Source organism: Sporolactobacillus spathodeae (assembly GCF_016908935.1).
GTDB classification, from domain to species: Bacteria; Bacillota; Bacilli; order Bacillales; family Sporolactobacillaceae; genus Sporolactobacillus; species Sporolactobacillus spathodeae.
The window spans coordinates 17,859-40,625 of the sequence record NZ_JAFBEV010000018.1 but is presented as its reverse complement, the minus strand read 5'-3'; the positions used below and the strand labels follow the sequence as shown (position 1 = coordinate 40,625).

Genomic DNA, 22,767 nt, shown 5'->3' with positions numbered 1-22,767 from the left:
GGACTTCGAAATTGATTGTCATTCTCAATTATATTTGCGATAAATAGAAAAAAAGGAAGGGTTACGCGATGTCTCAAAATGAAAATGGCACGGAACGAATCAATCAGAAATTAAATGTTTTGCGCGCAGGCGTTCTCGGAGCAAACGATGGGATCATGTCGACGGCGGGCCTTGTACTGGGTGTTGCAGGTGCAACAACCGATACACGTACATTGCTAATATCGGGTCTCGCAGGAATCATTGCCGGTGCGTTCTCAATGGGCGGCGGCGAGTATGTTTCAGTAAGCACGCAAAAAGACACAGAAAAGGCTGTTGTTCAAGCGGAAAAACTCAGACTCCACGATGACTATGAAGGGGAACGCAATGAGTTGGCCAGTATATATAGAGGCAATGGGCTTTCCGAAGAACTCTCAATCAAAGTGGCTGATGAATTAATGAAAAAAGATGCGATCCGTGCCCATGCGCAGGCTGAACTCGGTGTCAATCCGGACGATTTCATAAATCCTTGGCACGCGGCTTTTTCATCCATGCTTTCTTTTGCTATCGGCGCCATTCTTCCGGTTCTCGCTATTGTGCTGATGCCGCCGGCCACACGTGTCTTATTTACAGGTGTTTCTGTGTTTCTCGCGCTGATAGCGACAGGCTATATCAGTGCGGCCTTAGGCGGTGCGCCAAAGCTTCCGGCGATCATCCGAAATGTCGTTGTCGGTCTTTTGATTATGGCGCTCACTTATACAGTCGGTCACTTTATTTAAAAGAGCGCTTATGAAGCTATTGTTCAAAAATAATTATTGATAAGTCCATATGAATGGTGCATTTATGTGATAATTCTCATTTACGATTAATGATTTATTAAACTTTGCACACTACAATTAAACCATGTAAAACGCAAATTGAGACAGCATCATTTTGGAGGATCAAAGACAATGGACAAAATCATGAGACCAGTCATTTTGCTTGGCTATTTATTAAGCCCGCTGCCGGCCATTGCGATCACTTTTCTCGCCAATCCAACGGCATATGGGACGATGAAAGGGCTTCTGCCGATGGTTCTCGGAGCAGCTGCCTATACCTGGCTGATGGCTGAATTAGTGATTAGCGCGCGACCAAAGTTTATTGAAAAGTATTTTGGTTTGAATCAATTCTACCGTTTCCATGCCCTGACAGCGATCGGCGCAATTGTCCTTTCCTTTTTTCACAAACAGCTTGAAGATGCCATTTGGAGAGACTTTATTCCGCTGATTAGCAATCTAGGTAATTATGCTTTTGTGATTTTTGTCGGCTTGGCAGGGTTGTCCTTGTTTTTCATGACAGGTATGCTGATTCGTCATATCCCTTTTCTTGCAGCGATTCGCCAGTTTCTTGAGAAGAAAAGAATTGTTGACTTTAATTTAAGCATCTTGATTCACAACTTTAATATCCTGGCAATCCTTTTGGTGTTTCTTCATGTGTTTATACTCAGTGCTTTCTATCAGAAAAATATATGGATTTGCGGCATTTACACGATTTATTTTGCGATTGCGTTTGCCTACTATGTTTATCATAAACGCGTGAGAATTAGCTTGGAAAAACTGAGTCCGTACCGCGTTGTCGAGGTTCGTGAGGAATCGCCGAATGTTCATACGCTTGTCTTGAAACGGAGAATGCGTTCGCCGAAATATAAAGCGGGGCAATTTGTTTTCATCCGCTTGTTGGCTGACGGAATCTCCTCTGAAGAACATCCATTTTCGATTACATCCGATCCGAATGATCGTTCGACACTTTCTGTCACGATTAAATCGGTCGGTGATTATACAAGCAAGATACCGGCTCTCACCACAAACGCCTCGGCAATCATTGACGGGCCCTATGGCGTTCTCGGCAATAGTGTGCATCGCACCCGTTCCGAATTGGTCTTAATCGCTGGTGGCATCGGCATCACGCCGATGATCAGCATATTGAAAGATCTAAGACACAAAGATCCAAAACGTCGGGTCATCCTGCTTTGGAATGTGCCGACAAGAGCTGAATTGATTTTTCAGAATCAATTGGCTGCCTTGGCGCGATACATGCCGAACTTTACCTTTATTCCAATTCTATCGCGTGACAAGAATTTCAACGGTGAAAAGGGACGTATCACTTATGAGAAATTGGCCCGTTTACTCGCACACCATCGATACCAATCAAGGCACGCGCATTTCATCATTTGCGGTCCGACGCGAATGATGGATTCCGTGATCGACAGTTTACGCGATCTTGATGTGAATAAAAAACGCATTCATTTTGAAAATTTCTCAATGTAAGGGGAAGCAAGCCATGAGTATAAAAAAATACATGATGGTCCCGATCCTGATGTTGAGCCTCGCGCTTACCGGTTGTACGGCATCAGTGGTCCAGGACACAGCAAAAAAAGTTGTGCATACGGAAACCCTTGCTAAACATCTGAATTCGAACCGCACGTTTACGCCCGCTCAATTAAGCCATTATAACGGGAAAAACGGACAGCCTGCTTACATTGCTGTAAACGGAAAAGTATACGATGTGACACACGCGCCTGACTGGAAAAATGGGCAGCATCACGGCATTCCATCCGGGCAGGATCTCACACAGGCAATCGTTCAGTCGCCGCATGGAACATCGGTTCTCTCAGCGGTTCCGATTGTGGGACAGTTGATACAAACCAACACGACAAAAGCGACGCCAAGTGGTCAGAAAACAACGAAACAAACGGCGACAAGCAGCGGTAGCAGTAGTAGTAACAGTAGCGGCTCATCTGCAACGCAAGGATCATCGAGCAGCCAACAGTCTGGGCGCGCCTTCACTTTGAGCGAATTAAAGAAGTATAATGGCCAAAATGGACAGCCTGCTTATGTAGCGATTAGCGGCAAGGTGTACGATGTGACCCATGCAAATGGTTGGCATAACGGCTTCCACCATGGCATTGAAGCCGGGCAAGATCTAACGCAGGCGATTCAGAACTCGCCGCATGGGACCTCCGTGCTTGCTGGAGTGAGCATCATCGGCTATCTGAAATAATGAGCGATCTGAAAACTGAATAAGAAAACGAAGGGTGTCTGAAAAGTTGGTTGAATTTTGAGACACCCTTTTTCGTACGTAAAGGTTGTATATGATTTCGCACGGAAAATGCAGCGACGGCGCTCTGGGCCTTGCGGGAACAGCGTGCCAGACGGGCCTCGCAGATTCTAGCTTGTCTGAGGAGACGCGCGGCGCCCGCGGCAAGCGAGCAGCCGTAGTATAATTTTTGCAAAAATAGACTTGGTTATGCCAAATCTTTCTAAATGCATGTCTGCAAATCATGAGAAAATACTCATCAAGACCTCATTGAAAATCAATGACCCCTTAAAGAACAAAGCCTAAAATTATAATGAAACAGGTGAAATGAACGGCTAAAGAAGATTCGGCTGGGGCGATGAAAAAGATGACAGGTTTAATAGATGTGCTATTGCATAGCGATAAAATCCTTGCTGCCATGATTAGACATAATGGGACATGGGCTTATGGCATCCTCTTTCTCTTTGTTTTGATTGAAATGGGCTTAATCATTTTTCCATTTTTAAAAGGAGATTCACTGCTTCTCGCAGTCGGTGCACTGACGGCTCATGCTGAATTGGGGATCAGTATGGGCTGGTTGCTCGCGATAACAGCCCTAGCAGCTATCCTCGGCGATGCCTTGAATTACTGGATGGGCAGAGAACTGGGACGCACATCGTCCTACTATCACTTGTTTCAGAATCTGTTGACCGACGAGAGATTACAAATGCTGCAACGCTTTTTTAATGGACGCGGTGGTGTGTTCATTTTTCTCGCTAGATTTATTCCCGTGCTCCGTTCTTTGATCCCCTTTGCTGCAGGTCTCAGTCAAATGGACGGTCGTACATTCATGTGCTACAATATTGCATCTGGCATCGTTTGGACAACAATCGACCTACTCCTTGGGTTTTTCCTTGGCAGCCAAACAATCATTAGCGACTATTTTTTGGTAATAGTCGCCTGTTCTATCGGTTTACTACTCATTTCGCTCACCATTATCCCTTCTTATAAGAAAAAAAGTTAAAATCTGCCCACGTGAATTGGCAGTGACAATAAAATCATGATTAAAGGAAGCGAGTGCTGCGAAAAGCAGATAGCTCGCTGTTTTTTTAAGAATAAAGTGCCGGTCAATCAACGAGTAGCGCGAGTTATCAGCAGAGTAGGCCATGTAATCGGCCGAGGTATAAAACTGCAGCATGGCCTTTGCGTATGAATGGAGCGAAGGTGCTCTGGCGCCTTGCGGGAACAGCGTGCCAGACGGGCCTCGCAGATTCTAGCCTGCTTGAGGAGGCTCGCGGTGCGCCCGCGGCAAGCGAGCAGCCGAAGCGCCATTGTTAAAAAGGGACTTGGCCATGCCAAGTTTTTCTCACGAAAGCTAAACCTCGATTCATCTATATGGCAATTATATCTACACTGGACGTATCCATGCTAAAATAGAAGATAGAGCAAGCGTTGTTTGAAAGGTGATTGACGGATGGAAGCTGCGGCGCAACAAATTTTAAAACAATATTTCGGCTATGACGCATTTCGTCCGGGTCAGCAGCAAATCATCGATCAGATCTTGTCTGGACGGGATACGCTTGGCATAATGCCGACCGGTGGCGGTAAATCGCTTTGCTACCAAATCCCGGCTCTGCTGGGACGCGGCGTGACGCTTGTGATTTCACCGCTGATCGCACTGATGAAGGATCAAGTAGACGCATTGACGAACAGCGGGATTCCAGCGACATACATCAATAGTTCACTGACCTTTCAGGAAAGCGGCATTCGACTGAGCGGCGCGCGTCAAGGCCGCTACAAACTCGTCTATATCGCGCCGGAACGCCTGGAATTGCCAGGATTCATGCATACGTTGGAGCAAATGGACGTGGATTTGGTTGCTGTCGATGAAGCCCATTGTATTTCGCAATGGGGGCATGATTTCCGTCCCAGTTACCGGCAGATTGCGACGATGATTGACCAGTTCCCCAAACGACCGGTCGTCACGGCTTTGACCGCGACGGCGACGCCACGGGTCACTGAAGACATTTGCCGGTTGCTTGGTATTCCGCAAGACCATGTGGTTGCTACGGGATTTGCCCGCGATAATTTATTTTTCCAAGTCGTCAGCGGTCAGAATCCGGCGCGTTTTCTGCGTGACTACCTGAAAGCAAACCGCGATCAGCCAGGGATCATTTACGCAGCGACGCGCAAGGAAGTGGATCGATTGCATGATGCGCTGCAAAAAGAGGGTTTTGCGGCGGGAAAATATCATGCGGGCATGTCTGAAGAAGCGCGCGCGGCGAATCAGGAACATTTTCTTTATGATGATTTGTCCGTGCTCGTTGCGACAAATGCTTTCGGCATGGGGATTAACAAAAGCAACGTCCGCTACGTGATCCACTATAATATGCCGCGCAATATTGAGGCTTACTATCAGGAAGCCGGTCGTGCTGGACGTGACGGCGGGAAAAGTGATTGCATCTTGCTTTTTTCGCCTCAGGATATTCGTTTGCAGAAATTTTTTATCGATCAGTCTGAAATGGATGATGCCCTGAAAGGCGAAGAGTACCGAAAACTGGAACAGATGATTGGCTATTGTCATACAGAGACCTGTTTGCAAAGCTATATTCTGCGCTATTTTGGCGCGCGTGAAGCGGTGTCTTGTGGGCATTGCGGAAATTGTCTGGATACGCGCGGCAAGAGCGATATCAGTGAAACCGCGCAGAAGATTCTGTCTTGCGTTCGTCGTCTGCATGAGCGGTATGGAAAAACAATGGTCACCAAAGTATTGGCGGGAGCGTCCGATCAGAAGGTACTCAGTTTCAAGCTTGATCGCGTCTCGACCTACGGCATTATGAAAGAGCAGCCGCAGCGCCAAATCAGCGAACTGATTGATTTTCTAACCGCTGAAGGTTATTTAACGCAGCAGGGCGGCGCTTATCCGGTGCTCAAGTTGACGGAGCGAGCCGTTCCGGTGCTTAAAGGCGAGACGAAAGTCTTCAAAAAAGGGAAGGTGCGCGCCGTCCAGCTTGAAGTGCATAATCAATTATTTGAGACTTTGAAAAAGATTCGCAAGGAATTGGCTCAGAAGGAGTACGTGCCGCCTTATATCATTTTCTCGGATCAGTCGCTGCGCGAAATGAGTGCGCAACTGCCACAGACCGACCGAGATTTTCTAATGATTAAAGGCGTCGGGCAGCAGAAACTTGAGAAATACGGTCAAGCGTTTATGGAAGCAATCGCCGCCTATGAGAAGGATAGCAGCGAAACCGCTGCTGCGAAAGAAGATTGAGCGCCATTCATGTGTCGTTCACAAGAATGGTTTATAGTAAAAAAGAATGTTGAATGTGAATGGTTTGGAGGATTGATTCATGCGAGAAATTTTAGCACACGTGCACGCTTTCGTTTGGCCGGTTATGATTTTATTTTTCTTGATATCAGTCGCTCTGCCAAAACAAAAGGCCTGGAACATGATTCTTCGCCTATCTTATCTGATTATGATTCTTAGCGGCGCTATTTTACTTACTTTTAAACAATTTCCACCGATGCTAATGCTAAAGGGCATCCTCGCCATTTTGCTGATCGGGTTAATGGAGATGACGCTTGCACGTCGCGGCAAACAGAAATCATTTGTACCTTTTCTTGTGATCGCTGCAATCGTCTTTGTATTCGTGCTGTTGATTGGTTATCGAGTTATTTAATCAGGCAGAAAAAGGAGCCTTGCCATTTTGGTAAGGCTCTTTTTTAAAATGATAAGAATGTATAATATTTTGCACAAAAAATGGAGCGAAGGCGCTCTGGCGCCTTCCAGGAAAAGTGAGCAGCCGAAGCGCATTTGTTGCAAAATAAAGACTAGGCATAGTTTGGTTTATCTAAACCGAAAATAGGCTGATTCGAGCGGAGTTGGAGCATTTTTCTCCAAAGCGCGAACGCAAGCCGTCGAAAGGATAAAACGCTTGTACCGACTCCCAGTTCACGCCTAGGAATCTAAGCGTCCAATTGATTCGAAACCGCTTTGGCGCGGCGGAAAGCCTTGGCAGCCATGCCATGAGCAGCTCGATTGAACCGGCGCGGGATCCAGGTCACTGAAAATTCTTCAAAGGTTTCAATAAGCGTAAGCAGTTTTTCCGATAGTTTTTTCAGTTCCGCTTTATCGCTGATTTTTCGCTGGTGAATCATGCAGACGAGGTTCATGCTGTCCGCATAGCAGCAGACTTGTGTGACACCCTGCGCTTTCAAATGACGACAGGCGAGGTACAGGGACAGAAACTCAGCATAATTCGAGTTCTGATACCCAACTTTCAGCGCCATACCGTCGATAATTTGCTGATTTTCTTTTATGATGATACCGATTGAAGAAGGGAATACCGGATGACGCGCCCGCCTCCGGCACTGATGATAACGGGAAGAAGCATCCGTATAAACTTCGATGGTTCCCAATCCTTTCACCGCCTCTCAATTTAGATTCTATTGCGTAAGCCCTGTCCCTTATTCCGTAGAAGTGAAGTCTCTTGACATCTTGATACTTAACTGTATATATTGAATATGTACAGTAAGAACAGAAACGAGTGTTGTACATGGATATTGTTTTGAGAAATAATGCGGATCAACCGATTTATCAGCAGATTAAAAATCAGATGGCCGACCAGATTCTCTGCGGCACGCTTTCAGAAGGCCAGCAGCTCCCGTCGATTCGCGGTCTGGCGAAAGCGCTCGGGATCAGTGTGATTACGACAAAACGTGCGTATGAGGAACTTGAGAATGAAGGCTATATCGACACAGTTCCTGGAAAAGGCACATTTGTTTCGCGCCGCGATCGTACCGAATTACAGCGCCAGCAACAGGCGGTGGTTACGGAGGAATTGCGTCAGACCATCGCGCAAATCAGGAGAGCGGGCATGGAATTGGAAGAGGTGTTGGCTCTTGTTCGCCACTTTTATGAGGAGGGGTAGGGAATGGAAACAATTATGGAATTGAACCATGTCTGCAAGACCTTTAAAGGTTTTGCGCTGAAAGACGTCAGCTTTAGCTTGAAGAAAGGCTTCATTATGGGTTTTATCGGTGCCAATGGTGCCGGCAAGAGCACGACGATCCGCTGCATCCTTGACCTCATCCATCCGAACAGTGGGGAAATCTTTTTATTCGGTGAAAAGGCCAACGGCAATCTGCAGGCGTTGAAACAGCGAATCGGATTTGTTTTTGATCAAGACGTCTTTTTCAGTGCACTAACGGTTGCTGGCAATGCACGCGTCATCGCACCTTTTTATAAAAATTGGGATCAAGCCGCATTTCGGAACTATTGTGAAAGATTCGATCTGCCGCTTGATAAGAAAGTCAAAGATCTCTCAAAAGGAACGAAGATGAAGCTGGCACTGGCTGTCGCGCTTTCGCATCACGCAGAACTGATTATTATGGATGAACCGACATCAGGCCTCGATCCGATTTTTCGCAAGGAGCTCCTCGATAGTTTACTTGATGTGATACAGGACGAAAACAAGGCGATTTTTTTCTCAACCCACCTGACAGCCGATCTCGAAAAAGTAGCGGATTATATCACCTTCATCCACAATGGGGAGATCATGCTCAGTGAAGAAACCGATCAGCTGCTCGAACGCTATGTTCTGATTCGCGGGCCGAAAGCTTCGATGACGGCGGTTCAGGCAATAACACCGATTGCTATGAAACAGACGGCTTTCGGTTTCGAGTCTTTTGCTGAATCGGTAAGCGCCCGAACACTTCATGCTGCTGATCTGGCGCTTGAACGGCCGACACTCGAAGACATTATGTACTACCTGGGTAAAACAGGAAGGGGTCAGGTAAAATGATTCAATTGATGCGCAAAGACATACTGACACAGCGGAAAACGGCGTTGATCGCTCCACTGTTCCTCATTCTTTTCCTTTTCGAGGCGGAGAAAGATCTGAACCGGTCGCCTGTACTCTATGTTATGGGATTCAGTTTGGCGATTGCGTTTATCGGCTATATGATGGTGCTTTTTTCGAATTTCTCAGCAGATGGCACAGAGCAGAATCAAAATTGGCTACTGCTGGGGCTGCCGGTCAGCAGGCGGAAAATCGTCACTGCTAAATACATGATGATTATTGTTTGGTGGCTAGCGGCCTATGCGAGTTTTCTCATATTATATGGCTTGGTGGCGCGCATTCTATTGCGGCAAGCACAACCTCTTTTTGACGGCAGGATTCTGCTTGCTTCGCTCTGCCTAACTTATATTTTTAGCTCAGTTGCCTATCCGGTTGCTTATCAATTCGGCTGGAAGGCGGCGCAAATGACAGGCGTTTTTCTCTTTTTTGGCTTCTCATTTGGTTTGGGCAAATTAATTAAATTCGCGAACCAGACCAAAGAGATCGCACTTATCTTTCAGCATCCGTTGATTTTCTGCCTAGTGAGCGCTTTTGTGATCACAGCCATTTCATATGCTGTCTCTCAATACCTTTATCAAGCGAAAGATTTTTAGGAGGCTCTAAGATGAAACACAAACCGGGCTTTTATTTTCTGATGACGGTGCTTTTTCTTGTGATTGGCATCGTGCAGACAATCAGTCATGTGACTTTCGCATTTTTATTTTATTTCTGCGCGATTGTTTTCTTCGTGCAAGCGTTGCAGTTAAAAAAGAAGAAATAACAAGAACAAGGCCGGGTCAGGCCTTGTTTTTGATCGAATCAAAGCGTTTTAGAATGCCGGTTGCCTCAATGCGAGCGGCCGCTTCGCGCAGACGTGCTTCCGGCTCAAGCAGGCTACAGCGCACATAACCACTGCCATGCGGACCGAAGCCGCTGCCCGGAGCCATCGCCACGTGGGCTTCATCAAGCAGCACTTGTGCAAACGATTCCGAAGTGAAGCCATCCGGCACGCGGAACCATCCGAAAAAGGAACCTTTTGGCGCGGCAACATCCCAACCGATCGCGCGCAAACTGGAGACGAGCACATGGCGGCGTCGCTGGTACAAAGTTTGGAGATGGCGCACGTATTCCTGAGAGCCGAGCAGCGCCTGAACCCCAGCGTCTTGTACCGCGCCGAATACATCGCTATGCGCGAGATCGTGGTATTTGCTGAACGCTTGAATTATTGACGCATTGCCAGCAGCGAACCCAAGACGCCAGCCCGCCATATTATAGGTTTTTGAGAATGTGCCAATCTCAATGCCCTGTTGTTTTGCTCCAGGCGTTTGTAGGAAACTAAGCGGAATCCTGCCGTCGAATCCGAAAGCGGCATAGGCAAAGTCATGAACAACGGGAATCGCATGTTTCTTTGCAAAAGCGACTGTATCGGCAAAGAATTTTTTCGTTGCGACAGCGCCAGTTGGATTATTCGGGTAATTCAGCATCAGCATTCTAGCCTTATTCAATACATTCGCGGGAATTGTCGCATAATCAGGCAAAAAAGCATCGGCTGCGTCGACCGGTATGCCGTAAACCGAAGCCCGAGCCAGCAGCGGACAGATAAAATACATCGGATAGCCAGGATCAGCGGTCAGCATCACATCACCTGGGTTGAGCAGAACTTGAGGCAACGCAGCAATAGCCACGGTTGCGCCAGCAAATATCGTCACTTCTGTCTCCGGATCGAGCGTGACGCCGTACGTTCGGTGATAAAATTCAGCAATCGCCTGTCTTAGATTGGATTTGCCGCCGCACGGGGGATAGCCCTGATTCTCCATTTGTTTTGCCGCATGATTCAGGGCGCGTACAAGCGTCTCCGGTGTCGGCTGGTCGGGACTGCCCGTCTGTAATCGAATTAAATCAATGCCCTTGGCAGTGTAGGCGTCAATTTTTCGATCAATTTTTGTGAAAAAATTTCCGGGCATGCCGCGCAGCAGATTCGATGAAATGAAATCAGTCATCGAATAATCCTCCTTTTCTAAAAAAAAATAGGCTCTATTCACCTTAAATTTTGTTTTTTCCTGACCAAAAAGGTAACGCGTTCAGGAGTCTTGCAGAACTTGATTGTTCGAGCAGGCGCGCAGTGCGCTCACGCCAACGAACCACTAGAAGCAGACTTTAATAAGCGGGAAGCGGAGCAACAAAAGTGATTCCTCGAAGTGCCGGATGGCTAGAAAATGATTGGGAGTCGCAAAAGAAGAGAACATTTCAGAATCATTCTATTCGGAGTTCGTGGGGAAGGTGCCCAGATAGCAAGTGTTCGTTAAATCGGCGAAGCAGGCACTAGCATCAAAACTGATCGCGCCCCTAAACTGCCTGACTTGCGATGAGTCACACCGCGGCGGCGACTGAATAAGATAGAGTGAAACGCCTAGTTGAACGGATTAAGCCAGCCGACCCGCCGGATAGTCCTTTCAGAGAAGGTGAAAAGCGTCGTCCGCAAGCGGTATTTCGGACGGAGAGGGTGAAAAAATGTTTGTATATATTGTAAAAACCGGGGACTCGCTGTTCGGTGTCAGCCAAAAATTCAATGTCCCCGTGGATACATTGCGATTGGTTAATGGATTGACGGCAACGAATATTGTTCGCGGCCAGGCGCTGCTCATTACGAGCAACGTGTATACGATTCAGCCGGGAGACAGCTTCTGGACGATCTCCCGGGCTGCGCACGTATCGCTAGATGCTTTGTTGAAGGCCAATCCAGGTAAAGATCCGGAAAATTTGCAACCGGGGATGAAAATAAATTTACCGGCGAACCCGACGCGACCGGCCACGCATTTCAGCTACTCGCAGCTACGGACGCCACAGCTGGATCAGGCGGTTATCTCGGACAACGCGCCATACTTAACGTATATTGGCACTTTTGAAACTCATTTTAACTGGAACGGCGATCTGAGCCCGCTTGACGACAGTGCCGCGATTCTCGCCGCCTGGCGCGGGCGCGTGACGCCGATTATGACGGTCACCAACTTGACGGCAAGCGGCTTTAACGCCGCTTTGGTTCAGCATATTGTCAATACACCGGACGCGCAAACAGCGCTGATTAACAATATGATTAATCGCGCGGTTTCCAGGGGATACGGCGGCATCAATATTGATTTTGAAGGCGTGCTCGCCTCAGACCGTGATGCTTTTACTGAATTTCTGCGTGTGCTGAAGGCGCGGACCCAGGCCGCTGGGCTCAATCTCAGTATCGCTGTCCCAGCCAAGTCCAATGATACAGTGCCTTGGGTCCGTGGCTATGATTATGCAGCGATTGGCGCGATCGTTGATCAGTTTTTCATCATGGCCTATGATTTCCACCACGCGGGCAGCGAACCAGGACCGACTGCACCGCTTGTCGATGTCCAGGCGACCGTCAACTACGCAGCCCGTTTAATGGATCGGTCGAAGATCATTATGGGAACGCCCTTTTACGGCTATGATTGGGTGATCCCTTATAATTCTTCTGTTCCAGGGCGGGCGATCACAAGTCAAGCGGCAATTAACTTGGCAATGAGCGAGCAAGTGCCGATTCATTTCTCCGAACCCGATCAAGCAGCCTATTTCTATTATACGGATGACAGCGGTCGGAACCATGTCGTCTGGTTTGAAGACGTGCGTAGCTTGTTCGCGAAATCACGGATTGTTGTTCGCAGCGGGCTTGGCGGGATTGGTACGTGGCAGATCAATTATGCGATGCCGCAATATCCATGGGTGTTCACCCATTATTTTCAAATTCGTAAAGTCTGAGCTGAACTGAACTTGCTTCTGACGTGAAAAAGTACCGCTATCATGCTATCGTAAAAGCAGAAAGCGGGGGATACGGGTGGTAAAGCAAAAAATTGGATTTATCGGTACAGGCGTGATGGGGCAAGGCATGATCCGTAATTTGATGAAACATGGTTTTATATTGCAAGTTTATAATCGAACCAAAAGCAGGGCTGAAGCGTTGTTTGCTGAAGGGGCCGTTTGGAAGGATAGTCCGGCGGAAGCTGCGACCGGCGCGGATGTCGTGATCACAATGGTTGGCTATCCGAAGGATGTGGAAGCTGTCTATTTTGACAACGGCATTCTGGAACACGCGACAAGCGGTGCATTTCTGATTGATATGACAACTTCATCGCCGCAGCTGGCGGAAAAGATTTACCAAGCGGCGCGTGAAAAAGGTTTACATGCATTGGATGCGCCAGTGTCCGGTGGCGATATCGGGGCAAAGAACGGGACACTGTCGATTATGATCGGCGGTGATGCAGCGGACGCAAAAGCGTTGCTGCCGGTTTTTGAAGCAATCGGTCAAAAGATTGTCTATCAAGGCAAGGCCGGTTCCGGTCAGCATACGAAGATGGCCAACCAGATTGCCATTGCCTCGAACATGATTGGCGTTGCTGAAGCGCTGGCTTATGCGCAGCATGCAGGACTGGATACTGATAAAGTAATGGAAAGCATTGAAACCGGCGCGGCAGGTAGCTGGTCGCTCACCAATCTTGGCCGCCGAATGTTGAAAGGCGATTTTGAGCCCGGGTTTTATATCAAGCATTTGATCAAAGACGAGGGAATTGCGCTTGATTCAGCGAAACAAATGGGACTCGAGACGCCAGGTCTTGCGCTTTCCAAACAAATCTATGATGCACTTGCTGAAAAAGGTGAAGCCAATAGCGGCACCCAGGCGATTTTTAAGAAATATCAATAAACGCAGCATCAGCCTCCTTAGACGGTCAGGGCAGTAGCCCCCGAATAAGGAGGATTTTTCTTTTTTTGAGAGATAAGAAAGTTTTTCACACAAAAATGCAACGAGGGCGCTGGCGCCTTGCGGGGAAGGCGAGCCAAGTGAGCCCCGCAGATTCTCGCTTGTCTGAGGAGACGCGCGGCGCCCGCGGCAAGCGAGCAGCCGAAGCGGCATAATCATTCAAATGAACCGCACAGTCAATCCCTTTCTTTCATTTTGCTGCTCTCCCGCCGCAAAAGCGCGACATCCTTGCCCTCCTTTTCCAGATAATCGACGTGATGCTCCCCCCATAAACACAGCTTATTCAAAATTAAAGACAAGCTCTCGCCGTAATTATTCAAAGAATATTCTACTTTTGGCGGAATCTGATTATAAACCTTTCGATCGATTACTCCAGATTGTTCCAGTTCCCGCAATTGTTTGGTCAACATTTTTTGCGAGATTTCCGGAATTAATCGTTTTAACTCGCCTGTTCGCTTGGCCCCTGTCCGCAGATGGCAGAGGATGACTGTTTTCCATTTTCCACCAATGACCTCGAGTGTCGCTTCTACGCCGATATTATAGATTTTTTTAACCACGATAAACACCCCTTTAACTCTATATGTAACCAAAAGGTACCTATATAACAAAAAAGTATCTACTTGTTTAAAAGAACAGTATAAATAATACTATACATTATTAAAAGAAAGTAAAGAGGTTACGATTTAAATGCATAAGGTTTATCAAATTCATTCTCGGTTGACGTTGCTTGCTCTGGCGATCAGTGCATTTGGAATTGGTTCTACGGAATTTATCAGCGTCGGTCTCCTGCCTTTAATAGTCAAAGACTTCGGCATATCGTTAAGTAGCGCCAGTCTCACTGTGTCGATGTATGCTTTGGGTGTTACAATCGGTGCGCCCTTGTTAACGGTATTGACCGCTCGATTATCAAGAAAGGCAGTCCTCTTATTTGTGATGCTGCTGTTTATCGGCGGGAACCTGTTGGCGGCTGTTTCGCCGTCCTTTCCTGTGCTGCTTTCCGGACGAGTTATTTCAGCACTAGCTCACGGTGTATTCATGTCTGTTGCATCAGTCATTGCAGCCGATGTTGTGGCACCGAATAAACGGGCGAGTGCAATCGCAATCATGTTTACCGGGCTAACGGTCGCTACGGTGACCGGAGTCCCGCTTGGCACATTCATTGGCCAAATGACGCAATGGCGAATGACATTTTTGTTCATTGTTCTGATCGGCGTTCTGGCTTTAATTGCAAATATCTTTTTGGTTCCCGGAAATCTTTCAAAAGCAGCACCGATTTCTCTGAAGGATATCGCAAAGGTGCTCAGCAATTTCCGCCTTCTCCTGATTCTGATTATCACGGCTCTTGGCTACGGGGGAACTTTTGTTAGCTACACGTATGTATCCCCGATATTAAGCCGATTTATGGGCTATTCGGCGCGTGCGATTGTCATTCTGCTCGTTGTCTACGGAATTGCTGTTGCCATTGGCAATACATTGGGTGGACATCTGTCGAATAATCGGCCGCTGTTCTCGCTTTTCTTCATGTTTCTGGCACTTGCAGCAAGCATCTTCGGCATTTTCATATTTATCAACAGCCATATTTTGGGGATGATCATGGTTTTGCTAATGGGGCTATTTGCTTTTATGAATGTCCCCGGCTTACAGCTCTACGCGGTACAGTTGGCGGAAAGATATACGCCGGGAGCAATCCCGATGGCTTCCGCATTGAATATCTCAGCCTTTAATATTGGCATTGCACTGGGTTCTGAACTTGGCGGAAGAATTACTGCTCAAATGGGACTTGCGTATACCCCTATTTTTGGATCAATGATGGTGCTTCTCGCGGCCTTTATTGTATTTTTCTGGTTGGTCACTGAATGGAGGAGCGGGACAAGCTTGTGTCGGCAGAATATTGACTGTTAACTGCCATTGAAAAAGGCATTGTTAAATTTTAATGTTGATTTTCCCGAAAAAGACAATGTGTAAGACACCTGCAGGAACAGCGTGCTAGACGGGCCTCGCAGATTTTTGCCTGCTCAAGGAGGCTCGAGGGTAGCGCCCGGGGCAAGCGAACACATGGCTATTGACCATAAAGATTTTAACAAGGTCATAAAAAAATCTTCGCCGCATAGCCGGCGAAGATTTTGTGATCATGAAGATCTATTTACTGCACGACTTGATCGGATTTTTCTAATTCGTGCATCGATTCCGCAACCTTAATCATCATGGCACATTCGATCCGTTTGCGGAACACATCACAGCTGAACGGATAATTGCCGTTGATCGACCCCGTCACATGATAGGAGTTGGCCGGGCAACCGCCGCTGCAGTACAGTTTCGCCCAGCAATCCTGACATTCCGGCTTTGAATAGCAATTGCTTTCCTTGAACTGTTCCTGCAGTTCGGTGTTTTTCAGACCGTCCCAAACATTGCCCAAGCTGCTCGAGGCATCGCCGACAAATTGATGGCAAGGGAAGAGCTCACCCGTCGGCGTAACTGCTAGATACTCCGTGCCAGAACCGCAGCCGGAAATTCGCTTCTGGATGCAGGGGCCTTCCGATAGATTGAGCATGTAATGGTAGAAAATGAAGCCATTTCCTTCAGCGTTGCGGCGTAGCATTTCCTTCGCCAGAATTTCATACTGATGGTAAATTTCCGGTAAGTCCTCGTTTGTCAGTGCATACGGTTCCTTTGGATCGGTAATCACCGGCTCCATCGACAGCCGATCGAAGCCAAGGTCAGCCATGTGGAAAATATCATTGGTGAAATCGACATTATTGTGGGTGTAGGTACCGCGAATATAGTATTCCTTGTCGCCACGCTTTTGGACGAATTTCTGGAATTTCGGCACGATATAGTCGTAGCTTCCTTTCCCGTTGATTGTTTTCCGGAGCCGATCATGCACTTCTTTGCGACCATCGAGACTGAGGACAACATTATGCATTTCCTTGTTCAGAAAATCGATCACTTCGTCATTGAGTAACAGCCCGTTTGTTGTCAGCGTAAAACGAAAATTTTTCTTGGATGCTGCTTCTTTGCCGCGAGCATAAGCAACGATTTTCTTAACGACTTTCCAGTTCATCAGCGGCTCGCCGCCGAAAAAGTCGACATCAAGATTGCGGTGAAAGCCGCTGTTCTCAATCAGAAAATCGATCGCGCGCTTGCCGACTTCTTCGCTCATCAATGCGCGTTCGCCGTGGTATTTGCCCTGGCTCGCGAAGCAATAATCGCAGGTCAGATTGCATGTATGCGCGACATTCAAGCAGAGCGCCTTGAGGTAGGTTTTGCGTTTCTTCAAATTGAACGACAAATCTTTGAAACTGTCTTCGGTGAAAAGCTGCTTGTCTTCTTTCAGCTTGCGAATAGCATTATAGGTTTCTTGAATATCCGCTTCGGAAATTTCCGGATGCTGTTCCGCCATAGCCGCATGAATTTGGGCTTCGGATTTTTCTTCAAATAATGCGATCATGTCGTAGGCAAGATCGTCGACAACATGAACGGCACCGCTGTACGTGTCGATGACGATATTGTAGCCGTTCAATTTATATTGATGGATCATTTGGGGTATTGCACTCCTTTATTGGAAAATCAGATAAGATCACCGTTTGCAAAAAAAATAAATGCGTTTATTCCAAAAAATAACCGCCCATCTGAGAATCAGCTGGGCGGTCGATGGCCTGCCATGCTTATCGTTCAGCAGGAGCTGCACAATCTTGATTGGCAACACCACAGGATGTCTTGCAAGCAGACTGGCAGGATGTCTGGCATTCGCCATGTCCGCCGTGTTTCGCTGTTTCCCGCAGATCCAGCGTATTCAGGCTGATGATTCTTCTCATTTTGCAAAACCTCTTTTCGCTATTTTCACAGATATTAAGTGGACAAAATGAATAATCAAATTGATTCTAGCAAGGTGGGAAAATCTTGTAAGTAACATTTGTAACACGTATCAAACATTTTGCGACGTTTTCTGGCTAGATCATGGTACACTTGGAACAGGAACGCGGGCACCTGCCCATTGATCGAGGTGCATCCGAAATGCTATCGTTTTGTTAACCATTCAGTGGGGATTATCACTTTTCACGAGCCGTTTGGGCTTCCCTTTGTCTGGCCGCATTGTTCGTAAGCGGTAGCATGGAGTGAATCAACAAATCTCATGATTGAGAGAAGGCGTGTCTATGAAAAATTTTATTGTGATTGGCGCCGCACTTGCATTCTTATCAGTGGCACTGGGCGCGTTTGGCGCACATGTGCTGAAAGAGCGTATCGGTGAACATTATCTGACCATTTATCAGACAGGCGTGCAGTATCAGATGTTCCACAGCCTTGGCCTGATGCTAATTGGTTTGCTTGCCTTGACCGTGTGCCGCGCGCAGACTGGGCTCCTGCAAACCGCTGCGATGTTGCTGATCGCAGGAGTAGTTCTGTTTTCAGGTAGTTTATACGTGCTTAGCATCACCCGGATAAACTGGCTTGGCGCGATTACCCCCTTTGGTGGTGTCGCTTTTCTGGCCGCCTGGGCATGTGTCATTGCCGCCGTCGTCAAGAGTTGAAGACGAGGCGAAGATTGCCACAACACACACACCCCCTCGCTAATTGACGGAGGGGGTGTTGAGTATACCTGGATAAAAAGGAATGCAGGCTTATCGCTGTGTTGGTGGTGCGAAAGGATAACTGTATTCCATCGGTCCGGTAAAAGTAATGTAGTTAACGAAGATCATTGGAATCAGAAAACGTGTCTCTGATCCGGAGTCCTTGATGATCACGTGGTCGCGTCCGGCTGCTTCAACTGATCCAGTGAACACCTTAGCATTCCACTCTGTATTTCCCTCAAAAGTGCAATAGACAGACGCTGTTTTGCCGAGATTCAGTCGCAGAATATTTTCCATATAAGATTGTTCAACAAGCGGCAGCGGGGGGGCTACAGGTGATGGCATTTGAACCGGCATTTGAACCGGCATTTGGGCGGGTATTTGGCCTGGCATTTGAGCAGCTGGAGTCGGGGCAGTCGCTGGCGGTGTGGTTGAATAGGATGGAAATATATAAGGGAGAGGCTGGGCCGGCGCTGCACCACTGCCGATAGGCTGCGCGAATTGACTTTGAAACGGCGCTGAAGCACTTGTTGCCGGTGTTTGCATCTGGCGTGCTTGTTCCGCTTGGTCGCCGGAAAATGTAGCACCGTACGGCCAGTTTTCCGGTGGATTCTGCATACTCACAAAAATCACTCCTTGATTTTATTTTCCAGGCAAACAGAAAAAATATCTGATAAGGCGCAGTGTTTAAAAAACATTTGGACAATTCGCCGGAGTCGGTTGAAAGAAACAATGCGCTTTAAAACGCCCCGAATTCCACTGATTGAACCACTGGGCGGGACAGGCGCCGGACGGCTGAAAGAACCAGAGCGCATTGGTTGCCGGATTAAAGCGTTCACCACTAAGTGCACGCCGGGCCAACCGCTTATCCTGCGAACGCGCGGCCTGGTAGAAATAGCCCTTCTGCGTGGCTTCAAAGCCCCCCGGACTCTGAAAAACCATTTGTGAGATCGAGCGGATATTATCAAAATCGAGACAGTTTCCAAGCACACGATTGACGCCGACGTTTCCGACAAGCAGCATGCCGAGCTGCCCGTCACCTTCAGCTTCAGCACGCATCAATCGAGCTAATAGCGACACGTCACTGTTTGTAAATTGCACGGCTGGCATGAATGAGCCGCCTCCCTTTTCCACAACAAAATCAGCCATAAGCGTTCGATACACTAAACCTATGCCACGGATCGGAAAAGATGACAAGAGATGAAATAATCTATATTTGGCGGATGCTAAAAAATCAACCGAAGCGTTTGAAGTGAAATTTAGCGTCTGAAACCAGACAGAAAGCACGCAAAAGTTGGGTAAGTACTCGAAACAAAAGCGAGCGCTCGAAACTAGTGGGAAAGGTTCAAAACCAAGCTGAAATTGCTCAAAGTGGAAGCCAACGATCGAAAAGCATTGGAAAGAGCTCAGATGTGGCGCTTGGATCAACCGTTTATAACCATTTCCACAAGGGCCAGGTCAAGTGCTAGTTCACTACGTTGATAGCATTAAAAAAGATCCGTTGAAAAATGGTCGTTCCGCAGTCGCGGAACGTTCAGATTGAGTTTTCCAACACGCGTTTTCAGTGTCAAGGTCGTTGCGGTAGTCAATCCGTCCCTTTAATGCGTTACCGTGAATGTTAGGCCGAACCTGCGAAAAGTAAGGCCGAACCTCGAGAAAGTTAGACCGAACCTTGAGAAAGTTAGGCCGAACCGTGAGAGTTAGGCCGAACCTGCGAAAAGTAAGGCCGAACCTCGAGAAAGTTAGACCGAATCGGGGAAAAGTTAGACCGAACCGAGAAAGTTAGACCGAATCGGGGAAAAGTTAGACCGAACCGTGAAAAAGTTAGGCCGAAGCAAGGAAAAGTTAGACCGAATCGGGGAAAAGTTAGACCGAACCGAGAAAGTTAGACCGAATCCTGAAATAGTCGCTCCTAAATCAAGGAAAGTCGCACCGGATTTTGAGAGTCGCACCAAATCGAGCAAAAGTTGCACCTAATCTTGAAATAGTCGCTCCTAAATCAAGAAAAGTCGCACCGGATTTTGAGAGTTGCACCAAATCGAGCAAAAGTTGCACCGAATCTTGAAATAGTCGCTCCTAAATCAAGGAAAGTCGCACCGAATTTTGAGAGCTGCACCAAATCTAGCAAAAGTCGCACCGAATCCTGAAATAGTCGCACCTAAATCAACAAAAGTCGCATCGAATTTCAGGAGTCCGCGAAAGTTAGGCCAAACCCGTTCAAACGAGCTTCGACTAACGATCGAGTCGGAACAAATCGGCATCCGGGCTATTTCCTTTAAGCAGCAAATCCCGCAAAATGATCGAGCCAAGCATGCTGTACACGGTTCCGTTTCCGCCATAACCAAGCAGATAATACAGGTGTTTTCGCTTCGGGTGACGGCCTATATAAGGGAGATTATCGTTGGATTCGCCGAACAGAGCACCCCATGCATAGTCGACAGTGATAGGCAGGTTGGGGAACAACTTTTCAATCTCTTTTTTCAGGCGCACGGCATGAGTGTCAATCGTTTGTTGATCCGGCAACTCATTTTTTTTCTCATCCAAACCGCCAGCGATAATCCGCTGATCGACGGTCGTACGCAGATAAAGATAAGGGCGCCGTGTTTCCCAGATTAAAGCCTGCTCCGGCCAATAGCGGTCAAGGTTAGCGACGGGGGCTGTGGCGATCGCGTATGTTCGATTGATCAATGCTCTGTTCTCATTTAAAAAAGGCGGTGGCGCGTAACCAGTGGCAAAGATGATCGCCGACGTTCTAAAACTGCCGGCCGTTGTTTGCACGGAGACACCGTCTTCATCCTCGTGAATATCTAGCAGTGATGTTTGGCCAAGAATGTCTGCCTCGTGATGCTCAAGCAAAGTTTCATGAATGGTTCGACAGAATTTCAACGGATTGACTTCAGCATCACCCGTGGTCAGCATGGCGCCATGCTTTGAAAAACCATAGGCAGACTCAATTTGTGCCGGATTCAGAAAACGGACAGGGAAACCGTGCGTAAGCAGAGTGGCATATTCTTTTTTCAATTTTGCCACGTGAGTCAAGGCGCTTGCATAATAGAAGCTTTTCCTCCGAAAAAAATCACAGGAACCATTCAATGACTGCGCCGTTTGTTCCAACTCATTGATAGCTTCGAGACAAAGACGATAGAAACGTACGGCTGGTTTTTCGCCAATCTGCTGGATGAGATCGCAAAGCATGACGTCATTCGAATATTGCAGAAGTCCAGTATTGGCAGAGGAGCTCCCGGTACCGAGCGCCCGTTCATCCAGCATGACCGGATGCAGACCGCTGCGTGCGAGCGTCAGAGCGCATAACGACCCGGACATGCCCGTGCCAACAATCAGCACATCATAGTGGGAGGCGGGAAGACGGGACTGAAGAGTAGATGACGGCTGGCTCTCCATTGTCGGCCAGTATGGGGTTCCATGATAAAATTCCATTTGTTTCGCTCCTTTTGGCGGCTGCTTTATTCCCATCGCGCGGAGGGAGAATCTCAAAAAAAGCCGGTTTGATTACCCTTCATCCTTAAACTACCCGGTAAACGGGACAATTATAAATGGTTAAGCGAGCTACAGGATTTTACTTTTTTAGGGGAAGCGAATTGGAAAATTTGCAGCGACATTGCAGACGCTTTGTCGGAGGAGGTCCAGCCCTGGCTGTGGTAAACAAGCCCCAGACGTACATTTAGAACAGATTAACTGCATAAAATAAAAAAGATGTCCCAAAGTCGAAAAATCGGCTTTTGAGACATCCGCAGTTTATCGATGCGCGATTAAAGCGAAAGCGATTGAATGAAAGCATCCGGCGATTGATGCAGGCCGACATAGAACGGGCCGAACTCGCCAAAGCGCGCGCTCGCTTCATCAAAACGCATTTCGTAAACAATCTTTTTAAATTGCAACGGGTCATTGGCGAACAAAGTTACGCCCCATTCCCAGTCATCGAGGCCAACGGAGCCAGTGATAATCTGAGTAATCGTTCCCGCATAGCTGCGTCCGATTTGGCCGTGGCTCCGCATCAGATTTTTGCGTTCTTCCATCGGGAGCATGTACCAGTTGTCGCCGTACTGGCGCTTTTTATCCATCGGATAGAAGCAAAAGTAGCCCATATCCGGAAGCGTCGGTTTCAGTCTTTTTTGAACGAGCGGATGCGCATACGGATCACCATTTTTGGATCCGAGATAATTGCTTAATTCGACCACAGAAACAAACGAATAGGCAGGTTCCGTGATTTCAGCAAATTTCGATTTATTAAACTGTGTTTCAATAGTAGACAATTCTTCCATCGTCGGACGAAGGAGCATAAAAGCAAAATCGGCTTTCTGTCCGAGAATCGAATAGATGCCGTAGCTCCCCTCATGAACCTGATGATTCAGATCCCAATCCGAAAAAAGTTGATTCAGTTCGGCGATTGCCTCCTGTTTTTCAGCGGATGAAAATGCTTTCCACTCAGTCCAATTAATGGTACGGAAATCGTGAAGACAATACCACCCATCCAGTGTTTCCGCTGCTTCTGCCATTCGATTCACTCCTTTTGTCTCACTCACCTCCTAACTATAAC

The 22,767-nt window shown here is 47.6% G+C and carries 22 protein-coding genes and 2 pseudogenes; 14 read left to right on the top strand and 10 right to left on the bottom strand.

Going from position 1 to position 22,767, the window contains the following annotated elements; genetic code table 11:
* The first annotated feature begins 68 nt into the window (after positions 1–68).
* The 6 genes from JOC27_RS09600 to JOC27_RS09570 all read left to right on the top strand — a co-directional run bounded on the left by JOC27_RS09600 (position 69) and on the right by JOC27_RS09570 (position 6,713).
* Positions 69–755 carry a VIT1/CCC1 transporter family protein gene (locus tag JOC27_RS09600; RefSeq protein ID WP_205007077.1) on the top strand — a complete coding sequence of 229 codons (687 nt, stop codon included), beginning with the start codon at positions 69–71 and terminating at the stop codon, positions 753–755.
* Between the two features lie 171 nt (positions 756–926).
* Entirely contained in the window at positions 927–2,282 is a 1,356-nt protein-coding gene (locus tag JOC27_RS09595; RefSeq protein ID WP_205007076.1) for a ferredoxin reductase family protein, read from the top strand.
* Positions 2,283–2,295: 13 nt separating this feature from the next.
* On the top strand, positions 2,296–3,015 hold the full coding sequence (locus JOC27_RS13455) for a cytochrome b5 domain-containing protein (protein ID WP_239530235.1): 720 nt from the start codon (positions 2,296–2,298) through the stop codon (positions 3,013–3,015).
* A gap of 403 nt (positions 3,016–3,418) precedes the next feature.
* A complete protein-coding gene (locus JOC27_RS09580) occupies positions 3,419–4,054 on the top strand; it encodes a VTT domain-containing protein (protein WP_205007075.1) in 636 nt (211 codons plus the stop codon).
* Positions 4,055–4,504: 450 nt separating this feature from the next.
* Positions 4,505–6,304 carry a DNA helicase RecQ gene (gene recQ / locus JOC27_RS09575; protein WP_205007074.1) on the top strand — a complete coding sequence of 600 codons (1,800 nt, stop codon included), beginning with the start codon at positions 4,505–4,507 and terminating at the stop codon, positions 6,302–6,304.
* Positions 6,305–6,383: 79 nt separating this feature from the next.
* Entirely contained in the window at positions 6,384–6,713 is a 330-nt protein-coding gene (locus JOC27_RS09570) for a DUF1516 family protein (protein WP_205007073.1), read from the top strand.
* A gap of 286 nt (positions 6,714–6,999) precedes the next feature.
* Here the strand turns inward: JOC27_RS09570 and JOC27_RS09565 are convergent, their stop codons facing one another.
* On the bottom strand, positions 7,000–7,452 hold the full coding sequence (locus JOC27_RS09565) for a reverse transcriptase-like protein (RefSeq protein ID WP_205007072.1): 453 nt from the start codon (positions 7,450–7,452) through the stop codon (positions 7,000–7,002).
* A 137-nt stretch (positions 7,453–7,589) separates the two neighbouring features.
* Between JOC27_RS09565 and JOC27_RS09560 the strand changes: the two genes are divergently transcribed.
* The 4 genes from JOC27_RS09560 to JOC27_RS09545 are packed head-to-tail and all read left to right on the top strand — an operon-like array spanning position 7,590 to position 9,654.
* A complete protein-coding gene (locus JOC27_RS09560) occupies positions 7,590–7,964 on the top strand; it encodes a GntR family transcriptional regulator (protein WP_205007071.1) in 375 nt (124 codons plus the stop codon).
* A gap of 3 nt (positions 7,965–7,967) precedes the next feature.
* Entirely contained in the window at positions 7,968–8,837 is an 870-nt protein-coding gene (locus JOC27_RS09555; RefSeq protein WP_205007070.1) for an ABC transporter ATP-binding protein, read from the top strand.
* On the top strand, positions 8,834–9,487 hold the full coding sequence (locus JOC27_RS09550; protein ID WP_205007069.1) for an ABC-2 transporter permease: 654 nt from the start codon (positions 8,834–8,836) through the stop codon (positions 9,485–9,487). The genes JOC27_RS09555 and JOC27_RS09550 overlap by 4 nt, the downstream gene beginning before the upstream one ends.
* An 11-nt stretch (positions 9,488–9,498) precedes the next feature.
* Complete coding sequence (locus tag JOC27_RS09545) at positions 9,499–9,654, top strand: hypothetical protein (protein WP_205007068.1); 156 nt, start codon at positions 9,499–9,501, stop codon at positions 9,652–9,654.
* Positions 9,655–9,670: 16 nt separating this feature from the next.
* Here JOC27_RS09545 and JOC27_RS09540 read toward each other — a convergent pair whose 3' ends face one another.
* A complete protein-coding gene (locus tag JOC27_RS09540; RefSeq protein ID WP_205007067.1) occupies positions 9,671–10,873 on the bottom strand; it encodes an aminotransferase class I/II-fold pyridoxal phosphate-dependent enzyme in 1,203 nt (400 codons plus the stop codon).
* Between the two features lie 511 nt (positions 10,874–11,384).
* Here JOC27_RS09540 and JOC27_RS09535 point away from each other — a divergent pair.
* Together JOC27_RS09535 and JOC27_RS09530 are read left to right on the top strand one after the other, a co-directional pair.
* Positions 11,385–12,644: a glycosyl hydrolase family 18 protein gene (locus JOC27_RS09535; RefSeq protein ID WP_205007066.1), complete on the top strand. Its 1,260-nt coding sequence runs from the start codon at positions 11,385–11,387 to the stop codon at positions 12,642–12,644.
* A 61-nt stretch (positions 12,645–12,705) separates the two neighbouring features.
* Positions 12,706–13,584 (top strand): annotated as a pseudogene (locus JOC27_RS09530) (NAD(P)-dependent oxidoreductase); the annotation flags it as partial.
* Positions 13,585–13,817: 233 nt separating this feature from the next.
* On the opposite strand, the gene JOC27_RS09525 reads toward JOC27_RS09530, so the two are convergent.
* Positions 13,818–14,198 (bottom strand): winged helix-turn-helix transcriptional regulator, encoded by a 381-nt coding sequence (locus JOC27_RS09525; RefSeq protein ID WP_338062801.1) that lies wholly within the window; start codon positions 14,196–14,198, stop codon positions 13,818–13,820.
* A 130-nt stretch (positions 14,199–14,328) separates the two neighbouring features.
* Here JOC27_RS09525 and JOC27_RS09520 point away from each other — a divergent pair, with 130 nt between their 5' ends.
* The gene (locus JOC27_RS09520) at positions 14,329–15,543 is read left to right on the top strand and encodes an MFS transporter (protein ID WP_205007065.1); all 1,215 of its coding nucleotides are present in this window, start codon (positions 14,329–14,331) and stop codon (positions 15,541–15,543) included.
* Between the two features lie 241 nt (positions 15,544–15,784).
* Here JOC27_RS09520 and scfB read toward each other — a convergent pair whose 3' ends face one another.
* Positions 15,785–17,179 carry a thioether cross-link-forming SCIFF peptide maturase gene (gene scfB / locus JOC27_RS09515; RefSeq protein ID WP_205007064.1) on the bottom strand — a complete coding sequence of 465 codons (1,395 nt, stop codon included), beginning with the start codon at positions 17,177–17,179 and terminating at the stop codon, positions 15,785–15,787.
* Between the two features lie 127 nt (positions 17,180–17,306).
* The gene (gene scfA / locus JOC27_RS09510) at positions 17,307–17,456 is read right to left on the bottom strand and encodes a six-cysteine ranthipeptide SCIFF (RefSeq protein ID WP_205007063.1); all 150 of its coding nucleotides are present in this window, start codon (positions 17,454–17,456) and stop codon (positions 17,307–17,309) included.
* 339 nt (positions 17,457–17,795) lie between these two features.
* On the opposite strand from scfA, the gene JOC27_RS09505 reads away from it, so the two are divergent.
* Entirely contained in the window at positions 17,796–18,170 is a 375-nt protein-coding gene (locus JOC27_RS09505; RefSeq protein ID WP_205007062.1) for a DUF423 domain-containing protein, read from the top strand.
* Positions 18,171–18,260: 90 nt separating this feature from the next.
* Here JOC27_RS09505 and gerQ read toward each other — a convergent pair whose 3' ends face one another.
* The 5 genes and pseudogenes from gerQ to hemQ form a co-directional block, all read right to left on the bottom strand.
* Positions 18,261–18,827: a spore coat protein GerQ gene (gerQ, locus tag JOC27_RS09500; RefSeq protein WP_239530236.1), complete on the bottom strand. Its 567-nt coding sequence runs from the start codon at positions 18,825–18,827 to the stop codon at positions 18,261–18,263.
* A 69-nt stretch (positions 18,828–18,896) separates the two neighbouring features.
* Positions 18,897–19,319 carry a cell wall hydrolase gene (locus JOC27_RS09495; protein ID WP_205007061.1) on the bottom strand — a complete coding sequence of 141 codons (423 nt, stop codon included), beginning with the start codon at positions 19,317–19,319 and terminating at the stop codon, positions 18,897–18,899.
* A gap of 317 nt (positions 19,320–19,636) precedes the next feature.
* Positions 19,637–19,777 (bottom strand): annotated as a pseudogene (locus JOC27_RS13665) (transposase); the annotation flags it as partial.
* Between the two features lie 664 nt (positions 19,778–20,441).
* Entirely contained in the window at positions 20,442–21,647 is a 1,206-nt protein-coding gene (locus JOC27_RS09490; protein WP_205007060.1) for an NAD(P)/FAD-dependent oxidoreductase, read from the bottom strand.
* 332 nt (positions 21,648–21,979) lie between these two features.
* Positions 21,980–22,753 carry a hydrogen peroxide-dependent heme synthase gene (hemQ, locus tag JOC27_RS09485; protein WP_415641055.1) on the bottom strand — a complete coding sequence of 258 codons (774 nt, stop codon included), beginning with the start codon at positions 22,751–22,753 and terminating at the stop codon, positions 21,980–21,982.
* Positions 22,754–22,767 lie beyond the last annotated feature (14 nt).